Source organism: Streptomyces sp. CC0208 (assembly GCF_003443735.1).
GTDB lineage: Bacteria > Actinomycetota > Actinomycetes > Streptomycetales > Streptomycetaceae > Streptomyces > Streptomyces sviceus.
In genome coordinates this window covers 8,740,274-8,754,312 of record NZ_CP031969.1, presented here as the reverse complement: position 1 = coordinate 8,754,312, position 14,039 = coordinate 8,740,274, and the positions used below count along the sequence as shown (strand labels likewise).

11 protein-coding genes are annotated in these 14,039 nt (G+C 69.6%); 6 read left to right on the top strand and 5 right to left on the bottom strand.

The window, feature by feature from the left end; genetic code table 11:
- Window positions 1–2: 2 nt before the first annotated feature.
- On the bottom strand, window positions 3–854 hold the full coding sequence (locus D1369_RS40225) for a fumarylacetoacetate hydrolase family protein (RefSeq protein ID WP_007379498.1): 852 nt from the start codon (window positions 852–854) through the stop codon (window positions 3–5).
- 828 nt (window positions 855–1,682) lie between these two features.
- On the opposite strand from D1369_RS40225, the gene D1369_RS40220 reads away from it, so the two are divergent.
- The 4 genes from D1369_RS40220 (at window position 1,683) to D1369_RS40205 (ending at window position 6,324) form a co-directional block, all read left to right on the top strand.
- Window positions 1,683–2,729 (top strand): sugar ABC transporter substrate-binding protein, encoded by a 1,047-nt coding sequence (locus tag D1369_RS40220; protein ID WP_118083046.1) that lies wholly within the window; start codon window positions 1,683–1,685, stop codon window positions 2,727–2,729.
- A gap of 146 nt (window positions 2,730–2,875) precedes the next feature.
- A complete protein-coding gene (locus D1369_RS40215) occupies window positions 2,876–4,489 on the top strand; it encodes a sugar ABC transporter ATP-binding protein (RefSeq protein ID WP_118083045.1) in 1,614 nt (537 codons plus the stop codon).
- A 2-nt stretch (window positions 4,490–4,491) separates the two neighbouring features.
- Window positions 4,492–5,535: an ABC transporter permease gene (locus tag D1369_RS40210; RefSeq protein ID WP_007379501.1), complete on the top strand. Its 1,044-nt coding sequence runs from the start codon at window positions 4,492–4,494 to the stop codon at window positions 5,533–5,535.
- A gap of 87 nt (window positions 5,536–5,622) precedes the next feature.
- Window positions 5,623–6,324, top strand: coding sequence for an FCD domain-containing protein (locus D1369_RS40205; protein ID WP_007379502.1), 702 nt, complete (start codon window positions 5,623–5,625; stop codon window positions 6,322–6,324).
- 382 nt (window positions 6,325–6,706) lie between these two features.
- Here D1369_RS40205 and D1369_RS40200 read toward each other — a convergent pair whose 3' ends face one another.
- Window positions 6,707–7,945, bottom strand: a complete 1,239-nt coding sequence (locus tag D1369_RS40200; protein WP_007379503.1) for an MFS transporter — start codon at window positions 7,943–7,945, stop codon at window positions 6,707–6,709.
- Window positions 7,946–8,105: 160 nt separating this feature from the next.
- Here D1369_RS40200 and D1369_RS40195 point away from each other — a divergent pair, with 160 nt between their 5' ends.
- A complete protein-coding gene (locus D1369_RS40195; protein WP_037898657.1) occupies window positions 8,106–9,185 on the top strand; it encodes an AraC family transcriptional regulator in 1,080 nt (359 codons plus the stop codon).
- A gap of 2 nt (window positions 9,186–9,187) precedes the next feature.
- On the opposite strand, the gene D1369_RS40190 is transcribed toward D1369_RS40195, so the two are convergent.
- Genes D1369_RS40190 through D1369_RS40180 form a run of 3 tightly spaced genes read right to left on the bottom strand, consistent with a single transcriptional unit; the run spans window position 9,188 to window position 12,818 of the window.
- The gene (locus tag D1369_RS40190; RefSeq protein ID WP_050789659.1) at window positions 9,188–10,600 is read right to left on the bottom strand and encodes an aldehyde dehydrogenase family protein; all 1,413 of its coding nucleotides are present in this window, start codon (window positions 10,598–10,600) and stop codon (window positions 9,188–9,190) included.
- Window positions 10,597–11,475 (bottom strand): SDR family oxidoreductase, encoded by an 879-nt coding sequence (locus D1369_RS40185; RefSeq protein WP_007379506.1) that lies wholly within the window; start codon window positions 11,473–11,475, stop codon window positions 10,597–10,599. The genes D1369_RS40190 and D1369_RS40185 overlap by 4 nt, the downstream gene beginning before the upstream one ends.
- On the bottom strand, window positions 11,472–12,818 hold the full coding sequence (locus D1369_RS40180) for an NAD(P)-binding domain-containing protein (protein ID WP_037898660.1): 1,347 nt from the start codon (window positions 12,816–12,818) through the stop codon (window positions 11,472–11,474). The genes D1369_RS40185 and D1369_RS40180 overlap by 4 nt, the downstream gene beginning before the upstream one ends.
- 316 nt (window positions 12,819–13,134) lie before the next feature.
- On the opposite strand from D1369_RS40180, the gene D1369_RS40175 reads away from it, so the two are divergent.
- Window positions 13,135–13,812 (top strand): hypothetical protein, encoded by a 678-nt coding sequence (locus D1369_RS40175; protein ID WP_007379508.1) that lies wholly within the window; start codon window positions 13,135–13,137, stop codon window positions 13,810–13,812.
- The last annotated feature ends 227 nt before the right edge of the window (window positions 13,813–14,039 follow it).

Genomic DNA, 14,039 nt, shown 5'->3' with positions numbered 1-14,039 from the left:
TTTCACGCTTGGGCGAAGGTCTGGCGCTGGCTGCCGAGACCGTCGACGGAGAGCTCGACGGTGTCGCCGGAGCGCAGGAAGGGGGTGCCGGGAAGGCCCAGGGCGACGCCCGCGGGCGTACCGGTGTTGATCACGTCGCCGGGTTCCAGAACCATGTACTGGCTGAGGTAGGACACGATGTGGTCGATCCGGAAGATCATGTCGCTGGTGTGGCCGTCCTGCCGCTTCACGCCGTTGACGCTCAGGTGCAGGCCGAGGTTCTGCGGGTCGCCGACCTCGTCCGCTGTGACCAGCCACGGGCCGAGCGGGTTGAAGGTCTCGCAGGACTTGCCCAGGTCCCACTGCGGGGAGTACTCCAGCTGGAACTCGCGCTCCGAGACATCATGGCTGATCGCGTATCCGGCGATCACGTCCCGGGCGGCCTCGGGTCCGTCGAGGTAGCGGGCCCGCTGTCCGATGACGACGGCGAGTTCGACCTCCCAGTCGGTCTTCACCGACCCCCGCGGTATCAGTACCTCGTCGTACGGGCCGACGACCGTGCCCGGGTCCTTCATGAAGACCACCGGGCGCTGAGGAATGGCCGCGCCGGTCTCGGCGGCGTGATCGCGGTAGTTCAGTCCGACGCAGATGACCTTGCCGGGGCGTGTGACGGGGGCGCCGATCCGCAGGCCGTCCGGGTCGAGCTCGGGCAAGTCCCCCGTCGCGGCGGCCGCGCGGGCCCGGTCGACTCCCCCGGAAGCGAGGAAGACGCCGTCGATGTCCGGGGTCAGGGAGGACAGGTCCAGCAGCCGGCCGTCGTCGGTACGGACCGCCGGCCGCTCCTCACCGGGGGCGCCGACTCGTAGCAGTTTCACTGGGGAGCTCCCTTGCCATGCGGGTTTTCGTCTGAGAGGTGGTCGGCCGTGGGGCCGGGCCGCCTGCGATGCGACCGGACGGGAGGCCTCGGAAGAGCCTCCACCGGCACATCGCCAGTCATCGGATGAATGACGGCACGGTGACCTTAAAGTGCGGAGATCGCGCCTGGCAATGGATTCCTCGGATGTATTTGCTCTCTGCCGCCAGTCAAGCCACTCAAAGGGGTGGATCTTTCCCTCTCGCCCACGACCAAGCACTTGGCCGGCGACCTGCCCTCCGATGAATCGAAAGATGTGTGACGGGCCCGCTTCCCCTGGTGAGAGCGCGTCCAGATGGCATACGGACGGGCCGCCGCGCAGGGACGCGACACCCGGGTGCGCCTCCCGTTGCCAAACCGTGAGCTGCCGCGGCGCGGGTGCCCCCATCCGCTCGGCCGGCGAACACGCAGGCCAGATCGGAACCCACGCGGTGCCAGGAGGCCGGAAGGGCGCCTCGACCCGCCGCGCGGGCTGTCCGTAAATCTCTGGCTGTGAGCTCTTGTCAACGGCGGCAACGTCGTCGTAACGTCCTCGTCGTCCGAGATACATCGGAGGAATGGTCGCACCTTCCAGTGCGCCCGTTTCGACCGGCATCCGGCCGGTCGCCACGCCTTCGCACCTCGGCCTCCGATTGACCCTCACCCCGCCCCTTTCAGGCACGATCCGCGCGTCTTCCGCGCCGGATCGGCACTGTCCGTACGACGACCTCGCCTCTCCCCCCAGGCAGGTACACCCCCTCCCACCGTCGCCCTGCGGCCCAGTGCCCCTGGCTAAGGAGAGAACACGGCCATGAAGCTCGCTCACACCCGCTCCACCGCCGCAGCCGCCACCGTCCTCGCGGTGCTGACCCTCGCCACCGCGTGCAACCGCGAGAGCACCGCCTCGGTCGCCTCGGGCGGCGACAAGCCCGCCATCGGCATCGACCTGCCGCGCTCCGACTCCGACTTCTGGAACTCCTACGCGCAGTACATCGACAAGGACATCAAGACCGACGGCATCAAGGCCCTGCCGATCAGCAACTCGCAGAACGACGTCACCAAGCTGGTCGCCAACGTGCAGGTGTTCCAGAACACCGGTGCCAAGGCCGTCGTCATGGCCCCGCAGGACACCGGCGCCATCGCCTCCACCCTCGACACCCTCGCGTCGAAGAAGATCCCCGTGGTCAGCGTCGACACGAGACCCGACAAGGGCGATGTCTACATGGTGGTCCGTGCCGACAACCGGGCCTACGGCACCAAGGCCTGCGAGTTCCTCGGCAAGCAGCTGGGGGGCAAGGGCAAGGTCGCCGAGTTGCAGGGCGCCCTGGACTCGATCAACGGACGCGACCGTTCCGAGGCGTTCGCGGAGTGCATGAAGACGAAGTTCCCGAAGATCAAGGTGTTCGAGCTGCCCACCGACTGGAAGGGCGACGTGGCCTCCGCCAAGCTGCAGAGCCTGCTCGCCCAGCACTCGGACCTGAACGGCATCTACATGCAGGCCGGCGGCGTCTTCCTGCAGCCGACCCTCGCCCTGCTGGAGCAGAAGGGCCTGCTCAAGCCCGCCGGGGCCAAGGGCCACATCAGCATCGTCTCCAACGACGGCATCCCGCAGGAGTTCGACGCCATCCGCAAGGGCCAGATCGACGCCACCATCTCCCAGCCCGCCGACCTCTACGCCAAGTACGCGCTGTACTACGCCAAGGCCGCCGCCGAGGGCAAGACGTTCCAGCCGGGCAAGACCGACCACGACTCCACCATCATCAAGCTCCCCAACGGCTTGGAGGACCAGCTGCCCGCGCCCCTGGTCACCAAGGACAACGTCGACGACAAGACCCTGTGGGGCAACAACGTCGGCTGATCGACCGTCGGTTCCATCCATCGCGTCGGTGGGCAGTGAGCAAAGCCTCCCCCGTCCACCGACGCCCACCCCACCCCACCCCGCAGGCCCGGGTGCAGGCCCGCGCCCCCGGCCCCAGCCTCCGTACACAAAGGACGGTATCCACCATGGCGGACACCGCGACCGCCCCGGCGACCGGCCCCGGCACCCCGGCCCCGGTGGCCGAGGCGACCGGCATCAGCAAACGATTCGGCGCGACCGTCGCACTGCGCGAAGCCCGCATCACCGTCGCCCCGGGCGAGTCGCACGCCCTGGTCGGACGCAACGGCGCCGGCAAGTCGACGCTGGTGTCCATCCTCACCGGCCTCCAGCAGCCCGACACCGGAACCCTGCGTTTCTCCGGTGAGCCGGCGCCCGCCTTCGGTGACATCGACGCCTGGCGCTCCCGCGTGGCCTGCGTCTATCAGCGTTCCACCATCATCGGGGACCTGACCGTCGCCGAGAACCTCTTCCTGAACCGGCAGAGCGCCGGGTCGGTGCAGCCCATCCGCTGGAAGCAGCTGCGCCGGCGTGCCGAGGAACTGCTCGGCGAGTACGGCGTGGCCGTCAACCCCACCGCCCGGGCCAAGGACCTCACCGTCGAGCAGCGGCAGTTCGTGGAGATCGCACGGGCCCTGTCGTTCGGCGCGCGCTTCATCATCCTCGACGAGCCGACCGCGAAGCTCGACGCCCGCGGCATCGACCGGCTCTTCGAAAAGCTCCGCGACCTCCAGCGCCAGGGCGTCGCCTTCCTCTTCATCTCGCACCATCTGCAAGAGGTGTACGACCTCTGCACCACGGTCACGGTCTACCGCGACGCGGGCCACATCCTCACCGCACCCGTCGCCGGACTCGGCCACCACGCACTGGTGGAGGCGATGACCGGCGAGTCCGCCTCCACGGTCGCCGCCGCCGTCGGCGGGCTCCCGGCCTCGCGATCCGGCTCCACGGAACTGCTGGCGATCGACGGCCTGACCCTGCCCGGCGTCTGCGAGGACATCTCCCTCTCAGTGCGCGCCGGTGAGGTCGTCGGGCTCGCCGGCGCCACCGCCAGCGGCAATGTGCAGGTGGGTGAGGCGATCGCCGGCCTGCACCGCACCAAGGACGGCCGGATCACGGTCGGCGGCCGGAACGTGCGCACCGGCAGTGTGCCATCCGCGCTCACCGCCGGAGTCGGTCTGGTCCCCGAGGACCGCCACCTCCAGGGCCTGGTGAACAACCGCAGCGTGGCGGAGAACGCGACGCTCACGGTCACCGATCAGCTCGGTCCGTTCGGCACGGTGCTGCCGGCCCGCACCAAGGCGTTCGCCGGGCGCATGATCCGGGACCTCGACATCAAGACCCCGGGAGCCGCCACCCCGGTCTCCGCCCTCTCGGGCGGCAACCAGCAGAAGGTCGTCGTCGCCCGTGCCCTGGCCACCGATCCGCACGTCCTGGTGGCCATCCGTCCCACCAACGGAGTGGACGTCAAGTCCAAGGAGTTCCTCCTGGGCCGCATCCGGCAGGTCGCGGACGGCGGCAAGGCCGCGCTGATCGTCTCCGACGAGCTGGACGACCTGAAGGTCTGCGACCGCGTCGTCGTCATGTTCCACGGGCGCGTGGTCGCCGAGTTCGACCGCGGCTGGAAGGACGAGGTCGTCGTCGCCGCCATCGAGGGCGTCAGCGGCGACAGGGCCCCCGTCACCGCGTCTCCCGTATCCGCCGTACCCGCCTCAACCGGCGCAGACGAGCACGGAAGGTAGTCATGTCCGCCACCACAGATCTCACCGAACCCGCAGTGAGCAAGGCCGAGCCGGCCGCCCCGGACACCACGCGCCGCCGGGTCGACCTCGGGCGCTTCCGTGAACTGTCCCTGGTCCCGGCGATCCTCGTCCTGGGCCTGATCGGGTTCATCGTCTCGCCGGCCTTCCTCACCGCCGACAACCTCATCGGGGTGGCCCAGCAGTCCACAGAGCTGAGCCTGCTGGTGCTCGCCACGACCTTCATCCTGATCTCAGGGCGGATGGACCTGTCCCTCGAGTCCACCATCGGCGTGGCCCCCGTCATCGCCGTGTGGCTCGTCCTGCCGACCAGCGGCGGCCGGTTCAACGGGCTCGGCCTCTTTCCCGAGTGGACGGCCGTCCCCCTGTGCCTCCTGGTCGGCGCGGTGATCGGCGCCGTCAACGGCTTCCTCATCCTCAAGCTGCGCCTCAACGGCTTCATCGTCACCCTCGGCGCCCTGACCATGCTCCGCGGCCTCCAGGTCGCCCTCTCCGAGGGCCAGTCGATCGTCGAGCTGCCCTCCTCCTTCACCTACCTGGGCAGAGCGTCCTGGCTGGGTGCGCCCGCCGCCATCTGGGTGTGCGCGCTCCTCTTCGCCCTCGGCGGCAGTGCGCTGGCCTGGCTCCGGCACGGCCGGGCGCTGTACGCGATCGGCGGCAACGCGGAGGCGGCCCGTACCGCGGGCATTCGCGTCGACCGCATCGTGTGGATCGTGCTCATCCTCGGCAGCGTCCTCGCCGCGTTCGCCGGAATCCTCTACAGCGGCCATTACGGCTCCATCTCCGCCACCCAGGGCAGCGGCTGGATCTTCCAGGTCTTCGCCGCGACCGTCATCGGCGGAGTCAGCCTCAACGGCGGCAAGGGCTCCGTGTTCGGCGCCCTCACCGGCGTCCTCACCCTCCAGCTGGTCGTGAACGTCATGACCCTGGCGGGCGTACCTCCGCTGTGGAACCAGTTCCTCAACGGAGCCATCATCATCATCGCCTTGATCATCTCCCGGTTCGCCTCCGGCGAGAAGCAGGAATAACCCGTACCGCACGCGGTTCCGCCGGCCCGGGCCGGGCCGGCGGAACCACCGGCCGGCGCATCCCCCCTCGGACAGAGAGGCACTCTCGTGGCACTGACGGACGAGGCGATCGACAAGATCAAGGCGATGATCGTCGCCGGTGAACTCGCGCCCGGTTCACGGCTGCCCAAGGAGGAGGTCCTCGCCGGACAGCTCGGCCTGTCCCGCAACTCCCTGCGCGAGGCGGTCCGGGCGCTGACGGCCATGCGGATCCTGATCACCCGGCAGGGAGACGGCACGTACGTCTCCAGTCTGGAGCCCCATCTCCTGCTGGAGAGCCTCTCCTTCGCCGCCGACGTCTCCCAGGGCCACACGGCTCTGCAGTTGCTCCAGATACGCCGACTGCTCGAACCGCAGGCGACGGGGCTGGCCGCCGCGCTGCTGAAGCCGGAGGACCTCCAGGAACTGCGCAACATCCTCAAGCGGTCCCGGACCGTGGCCACCGTGGAGGAGTTCGTCGCCCACGACATCGCCTTCCACCTCAGAATCGTCGAAGCGGTCGGAAATCCGGTGCTGTCGATGCTGCTGCAAGTGCTGTCCACCCGCACCCAGCGTGTCCGTATCGTCCGCGGCAGCCAGACCGGTGACGCCCTGAACAGCGCCCACGAGGACCACGAACAGATCCTCAGCGCGCTGGAGTCACGCGATGCCCTGCTCGCCGCCGCCGCGGCGACCGTCCACATCACGGCCGTGGAGCAGTGGCTCGCCGGCAGTCTGTCCGACAACCCGACCCGAGCGATCGACGACTGACCTCACCCGCTCCCCCTCAGCCCCGCCGCCACCCGGTCGCCCCCTCCCATGCCTCGACCGGGTGGCGGCGGCCGTCTCGTGCCTACGGCCCCGGACCAGGTAGAGGGCCTGATGGTCGGCGCCCTGCGCGGCCTTGCCGAAACGGGCGGGGGGCGGACTTCACCGTCTTGAGACGACCCGGCGGCGTGATCTCAGAGGTGTCTCCGCCGCTCGTACGACCTGGACACCTGGGAGTTCAGACGCAACCTCCTGCCCCAGACCGGCGCCCCGGAGCTGGCGGTGGCCAACGTCGAGCGGCCCCGGCGACATGACCCTGTTCAAGTACGCCTGCCTCGGCGGCCTCAACCAGCAATGACGGCTGCAGGACGCGGCAGGACGGGGGTCATGCGGTTCGGCACCGTCGTGTCCCTTCGTCGTCGACGGCCAAGCCCGGACGCTGCTGGGTGAAGTGTCGGGCAGCTGCCAGGAGAAGGACCGCCAGCGCGGCCGGTGCCGCGTAGGCGAGACGGAACTGGCCGGTGGACCCGAGGAGTCCGCCCACTGCGCCACCGGTGATGACGCCGACGTAGTTGAAGAGGTTCAGCCGCGCCAGGACCGCCTCCGAGGCTGCGGGACGCAGCCGCGCCGCGGAGGCCAGACACAGCGGAGCCAGGACGGACGCCCCCAGACCCACCGTCCCGGCTGCGAGAACGGCGACCGGCCAGCCCCGTGCGGCGGCCATGGCTGTCAGGGCGCCCGCGGCCAGCAGGGCCGCGGCGCGGACGACGGCGACCGCTCCGAACCGTTGCACGAGCCGATCGGTGGCGGCGCGGCCGACGACAGTTCCGGCCTGGTAGGCCGCGTACGCCAGCGGCGCGACCGTGAGGGACGCGGCGAGGGTCTGGCGTAGGTAGACGGCCGACCACGCCGAGACGGTGGAGTCGACGACGTAGACGACGAGGAGGGCCAGGCCGAACGGGACGAGCCGGATCCACAGGTGACGCCCCAGCGGCGGCTGCGCTACGGCGTCCGACGACCTCCCGGAGGAGTCGGGCAGGGCGTACGCCCGCAAACAGATGGCGAGGAGCAGCACGATCCCTGCCTGAACACTGAGGCCGGTGGCTACGGGCCAGTCCAGTCGGGCGGCACCGGCAGTGAGCAGGGCCGCGACCACACCGCCCACGCTCCATGCCGTGTAGAAGGAGCCGAAGACGCTGCGGCCGTAGGCGCGTTCGATCGCCGCCGCCTGGGTGTTGACCCCGACATCGAGGGCACCGACAGCCAGCCCGAAGAGGATGTACGCGCCGATGGCGGTCGCCTCGCCCGGGGCCCACCCGATCAGCACCAGCGCGGCGACGGCCGTCAGCACGGCCCCGCGCATCGTGGCGAGAGGACCGGCGCGGCGGATCGCGGCCAGACCCAGGAAGCTGCCGCCCCCTGCCATCAGCGCCACCGCGACCATCAGGGTGGTCGTCAGGAGCGGAGGCAGTCTCAGGTGTTCCGTGACAGCGGGAACGGTCGTGTAGACGGCAGCGACACAGACCCCTTGCGCTGCGAACGCGAGGGTCGCGGCCTTGCGGGCGCCCGACCTGGAGACCGGATGCCCGGCCCCCGCTCGGGCTGGAGCATTGAAGGACATCATGTCGTCGCGCCCTCATTTCCGTGCGGGTTACCGAACCGTATGCAGGCGCGGCAGGCAGGCTCAGGACGCCAGAGGCCGTACAGGGGACTTCGGGGGCCACAGCGGAGACCGGTGACGCCCGATGCCTCTACGGTGATCGTTCGAGCAGAAGGTGAGCGCGATGTCCCTTGCCCCCGGTCCGGCAGACCCTCCCGGGACCAGCCGCAGCACGTCGGCGACGATCCAGCCGAACATCCTGCGGTATCTCGTCGTGGTGGCCGAGCAGCGCGGTGTCGATCTGCGGCCGCTGCTGAAGCAGATGGCACTGGACGAGACAGTCATGCGCTCCGCCGCGCTGCGGGTGTCGTACCGGCAGGGCAGTGCGGTGATCCGTCGTGCGCTGGAGCTCACCAGGGACCAGCACCTGGGGCTGAAGGTCGGCGCGGCGCAGCACCTGACCGCGTGGGGCCTGCTCGGCTTCGCTCTGATGGCCGACGACACGCTGCGGCACGCCATCGAAACCGGGGTGAAGTACCAGAACCTGTCCGGGGCGATGGTGGTGTGGTCGGCCGGTGCGGGCGAGGAGGACGACGCCTTCGTGCTGCGCGCCGACCTTCCCGATCCCGCCATGGACCCGGCGGTGGCCGCCTTCCTGAGCGAGGAGGCGTTCGCCTCCGTGGTCACCTTGTCCCGGCTCGCCGTCGACCCGGCCTTCGCGCCGAGGGCAGTGGAGTTCTCTTTTCCGCGACCGCGCCAACGCGACCTCTACGACGCTCTGTTCCGCTGTCCGGTCCGCTTCGGCGCCCCCACGAACCGCATGGTCATCGACCCCGCGTGGGCCCGTGTCCGGATGCCCGGCCGGGATCCGGTGAGCTACGCGTCGACGCTGGAGGCGCTCGACGCGCAGATGGCTTCCCGCCGTGACCAGCAGGATCTGCTGGAGGTGCTCGAGATCTCCGTCGCGCAGGGCCTGCCGGTGGTGCCGTCGTTCGGCGAGCAGGCGCGGCGGCATGCGACGAGCGAGCGGACGCTGCGCCGCCGGCTTGCCGACTGCGGCACGACGTACGAGGCACTCGCCGAGGGAGTGCGCCGGGAACGTGTCGAGCAGCTGTTGCTCCGCCCAGAACTGACCCTGCGCGACATCGCCCGCCAGGCGGGTTTCTCCGACGAACGGGCGCTGCGTCGCGCGGTACGCCGCTGGCACGGTATCTCGCCGGTCCAGCTGCGGGAGCGGATGCGTACGGATCGCCTTCGAGGCTGAGGTCAGCGGGTGCGGATCCAGATCGTCTTCTCCCGGGTCCACTGTTCGAAGGCGTTGGTGGACTTCTCCACTCCCCCGAATCCGGACTGCTTCCAGCCGCCGAAGGGGGTGGTGATGTCGCCCTCGCTGTAGGCGTTCACGGAGACCACGCCGGCCTCGATGCCTCGTGCCAGCCGAAACGCGCTGTCGAGGTCGCGGGTCCATACGGACGCGGCGAGACCGTACTCGGTGGCGTTGGCCAGACGTACCGCTTCGTCCTCGGAGCTGAAGGTCTGGACGGTGACGACCGGACCGAACAACTCCTTGGTGAGGACGTCGCTGCCCTCCGGGGCTCGGGTGATCACGGTCGGCGGGTAATAGGCGCCTCGCGCAGGCAGCCCGTGAGGCAGTCCTCCGGTGTGGATCCGGGCTCCGCCGGCCCGGGCGGCCTCCACGGCTCCCGCTACCCGGTCGAAGGCGGCGTGGTTGATGAGCGGCCCCATCTGGGTGCGCGGGTCGGCCGGATCGCCGATGACGAGCTTTCCCGCGGCTGCCGTCAACCGCTCCAGGACCTCCTCGGCGATACAGCGGTGGGCCAGAACCCTGGAGCCGGCCGTGCAGTTCTGTCCCATGGTCAGGAACGCGGCCTCGATCATGTTGTCGATGAGCTCGTCGCCGTAGGAGAGCGCGTCGGCCATCAGCACCTGGGGGCTCTTGCCGCCCATCTCCAGCGCGACGCGCTTGAAGTTGCTCTCGGCGGCGTCCTTGAGGATGCGGCGGCCGGTCGCGGTGGACCCGGTGAAGGAGAGCGCCCCCACGAGGGGGTGACGGGCGAGGGCCGCCCCGGCTTCCCGGCCGTAGCCCGGAAGTACCGTGAGCACTCCGTCGGGCAGGCCGGCCTCGGCTGCGAGCGTCGCCAGGTGCAGGGCCGAGCGTGGGGTCGCCTCGGCGGGTTTGACCAGCAGACAGTTGCCGGCGGCCAGGGCCGGTCCGACCTTCCACGCGGTCATGGCGAGCGGGTAGTTCCACGGCAGGATCGCCGCGACGACCCCGACCGGTTCGCGGCTCATGAGACCGAGACCGTCGGGCCCGCTCGGCGCGATGCGGCCGAAGACCTTGTCGGCCGCCTCGGCGAACCAGCGGATCGACTCGATCGCGCCCGGTACGTCGCCCGTACGGCACTCCGTGATCGGCTTGCCCGCGTCCTCGCTGTCCAGCCGGGCGAGGATCTCCGCGTCGCGTTCCATGAGCTCGGCCAGCCGCAGCAGCACCGCGCTTCGCTCGCGGACCGGCAGCCGCGACCACACCCCGGCGTCGTGGACCTGGCGGGCCCGCTCGACGGCCTTGGCGACGTCGTCGGCGCTCGCGGCCGGCAGGGTGATGATCGGCTCACCGGTGGCGGGGTTGACGACGTGCAGCGTCTCGTTCGTGGTCATGCCTCCTCCACCAGTTCCCAGCGCCCGTCGGTCCGGCGGGCCAGTCCGCGGCGGCGGAGTTCCTCCAGATAGCGGGCCATGCCGCGGTCACCGCGCTTTCGGAACAGCGGGAAGAGCCGGGGCAGCAGGTTCGGTACGAGCATCGCGAACCGCACCAGACGGGACTCGCCGGCCCGGGGGTAGGCCTCCAGTCGGGGCTTGTCCAGCAGGCTCACCACCGCCGAGACGACGTCGGCGGGCCGCTGGGGCCGGTCCTGGAACTGCATGGAGTTCCCGCCGTCCACGGCCTCCTGGCGCAGCATCCGGGTGTCGGTCGCCGACGGGAGCACGGACCCGGCCAGAATGCCCTTGCTCCTCAGGTCGAGCCCGATGGCCAACATCGCGCCACGCAGCCCGAACTTGGAAGCCGTGTAGATCGGGGTCTCGCCCAGCGGGAAGATCCCGCCGAGGGAGACCGTGGTGACCACCCTCGGGTCGCGGGAAGCCATGAGAAGGGGAATGGCGATCCGGGTCGCGACCAGCGGTGAGGTCAGGTTGAGGGCGATCTCCCGCTCGATGCTCTCGACGCTGCGGACGTCGAAGCGTTCCGCGCTGGTCATGCCCACGTTGTTGACGAGTACGTCGAGGCGACCGTGGTCATCGGCGACCACGTCGAACAACCGCTCCACCTGGGCGCGGTCCGTCAGGTCGCAGCCGATGCCCGTGTGCCCGGTGCCCGGAAGGTCCGCGGCGATCTTCTTGGCGCGAACCCCGTCGATGTCGACGACGACGCAGCGGGCGCCGCCGGAGGCGAAGCGGCGGCACAGCGCGCTGCCGATGCCGCCCGCGCCGCCGGTCACCAGGATGACCTTGTCGGTGAAGTCGAACCCACTCACGCCGTCGCCTCCGCGGGTCGAAGGGATCGCACGGACGGCGGCCGGCCCTCGGTGCGCCAGCCCATCTCCCCCGCGACCTTGCGCAGGTACTTCACGAAGGCCCCGCTGTCGACGTACCCGGTGTGGCGGGGCGAGTCGACGAACTTCAGCCCGCCCGACAGATCCGGCCGGTCGGCACGGATCCTCTGGGCGAACCTCTCCGCGTTCGGCCGCTGGTGCTGTACGTCATGGAGGTATCCGGCGATCAACTGCGCCTGCATGTCGAAGAGCTGGTACGCACCGGCGTTGGTCTCGACGAAGCCGATGCCGAACAGGCCCTCGTGCTCGCGCGAGAACGACGACAGGTACAGGTCGGGGTGCTGCTCGACGCCGAAGTACCGCTGCGCGACCGGCACCTTGTGGACGTAGCCGGTGGCCAGGAGGATGAGATCGAAGTCGTCGCTCGTTCCGTCGGTGAAGTGCACGGTCCGGCCCTCGGTGCGGGCGATCCCGGGCTTGGCCGTGATGTCGCCGTGCTGGAGGTGGTGGATCAGCATCGAGTTGATGGCCGGATGGGTCTCGAACAGCTTGTGGTCGGGCTTCGGCAGCCCCAGCCGCGTCGGGTCGCCGTTGATGATCCGCAGGAGGGCACCGAAGACGCGCTGCGCCAGCCACATCGGCAGGTGCGGCCCGCTGTTGGCGATGGTGTCCACGGGCCGGCCGAAAAGGTGCTTGGGGATGAACCAGTACCCACGCCGCATGCTGATCACCGCGTGGTCCGCGCTCCGGGCCGCGTCGCACGCGATGTCGCACCCGGAGTTCCCCGCACCCACCACCAGGACCCGCTTGCCCCGCAGCTCCTCCGCGCTGCGGTAACCGACGGTGTGCCGGACCTCCCCACTGAACTCACCCGGCAGTTCAGGGATGTTGGGGTGCCACTGCGAGCCCGTACACACGACGACCTGGCCGTGCACGCTTTCCTGCCCGTCGGACCTGGTGACCGTCCACGTGCCGTCCGCGTTCTTCTCGACGTTCTCGACCTCGACGCCGAACTCGATGCGGTCCCTCAGCCCGTAGGCGTCGGCGAAGGACCGCAGGTAGGACAGGACCTGCCGGTGGGGCGGATAGTCCGCGAAGTGGTCGGGCATCGGGAAACCGCCGAATCCCGACAGGGTCCTGCTCGAAATGAAGTGAGCTGACTCGTACATCGGGCTGCCGGGGCTGTCGATGTCCCAGATACCGCCGGGCCCGGTGTGCCGCTCAAGATGCGTGTACGGCAGATGCCGCTCCACCAGGGCCCTGGCAACCGCCAGACCGGCAGGTCCCGCCCCGATGACGCACGTGTCCAACTGGCTTTCCTTCACGGGTCTGCCTCCTCGTTCTCCCGCTTCACGGGGTGGGAGAAAACGTATTGACCCGCTGTCCGGCAGGAACTGACCCGGGCGGCCACGGACCGGACCTCAGCGGCCGCGCGACCACGGCGTCCGGCTGCGCGCAGCCAAGGTGCGGGCTGGTGCTGTTGCCGCAGGAGACCTCGCGAACGAGGCTGTCGGGGCGGATGAGTCGCAACTGCCGGGCCCACAGCATTGGCACGCGAAGGCTGTCCGATATTGGTCAGCCGATAGACGCTCGCGTTGTTCAGCCGCGCTCCGATGTCTGTGGATCCTAGGCTCGGCAGACATGACGGTTCTGATCACGGTGTGGGGAGCATCCCCCGGAGTGGGCAAGTCGACGCTGTGTGCCGGACTGTCCCAATGGCTGTCTGGTTCGAAACTGCGGGTGGATCACTTCCGCGAGGAGGAGGTCCTGACCCGACCGCAGTTCGCTGCGGTGGCCCAGGAGTTCAAGGCGACAGGCAGGGTCGAGCCGGGGACACTGATCGCGGCGACTGCGAGGTTCGTCGATGCGGTTGTGGCGAGCGGCGATGACGTGGTGATCACGGATGCGCTGATGCCCTTCGTGCCGACGCTGCTGTCCATGGGGCACGGCGAAGAGTCGATCGACGCCTTCATGACTGACCTCACCGAGGTTCTCGCACGGGTCCGGCCGGTCATGGTCTTTCTCGACGGGAATGCCGAGTCCGCACTGTCCCGGGCTGCGACGCGGGAAGGCAAGCAGTGGCTGGACTGGTACGTCGGGAAACTCGCCGGTTACGAGGTACGCCCTCCGGTGACTGACGTCGCCTCGGCCGTGACGTACCTGCTGCGCGAGCGTGCAGTGACACTTGGCGCAGTCCGCCGGAACGGCTGGGGTCTCGTTGTGATCGAACGAGCTGACGAGCGGTCCCCGGACGAGGTCCTTCAGGTCGCGCAGCGGGGCCTGCGGCCATGGCTCGGAAGGACCGCCACACAGGGATAGGACGGGCCCGGCCATGCGACTCGGCCGATCGACGCCACGACCGTAGGGATCTACGGCTCGAGTAGTACGAGCTCGTAACACGACCATGGTGAAAGGCTGTTGAGTCGTCAGTCCGCAGGCCAGGGGGACTATGGCGTTGTGGAGGTCGACCGTCTGCCAGCGGACTGCGAGGCGCTTGAACCGGCGCGCGACGGTCTGCCTCGACGACCTTCCGCAGCCAGCGGAGA

Excerpts from the sequence above, each read along its gene's own strand:
- D1369_RS40210 (WP_007379501.1), top strand. The coding sequence starts at position 4,492 with ATGTCCGCCACCACAGATCTCACCGAACCCGCAGTGAGCAAGGCCGAG.
- D1369_RS40200 (WP_007379503.1), bottom strand. The coding sequence starts at position 7,945 with ATGATGTCCTTCAATGCTCCAGCCCGAGCGGGGGCCGGGCATCCGGTC.
- D1369_RS40190 (WP_050789659.1), bottom strand. The coding sequence starts at position 10,600 with ATGACCACGAACGAGACGCTGCACGTCGTCAACCCCGCCACCGGTGAG.
- D1369_RS40195 (WP_037898657.1), top strand. The coding sequence starts at position 8,106 with ATGTCCCTTGCCCCCGGTCCGGCAGACCCTCCCGGGACCAGCCGCAGC.
- D1369_RS40175 (WP_007379508.1), top strand. The coding sequence starts at position 13,135 with ATGACGGTTCTGATCACGGTGTGGGGAGCATCCCCCGGAGTGGGCAAG.
- D1369_RS40220 (WP_118083046.1), top strand. The coding sequence starts at position 1,683 with ATGAAGCTCGCTCACACCCGCTCCACCGCCGCAGCCGCCACCGTCCTC.
- D1369_RS40215 (WP_118083045.1), top strand. The coding sequence starts at position 2,876 with ATGGCGGACACCGCGACCGCCCCGGCGACCGGCCCCGGCACCCCGGCC.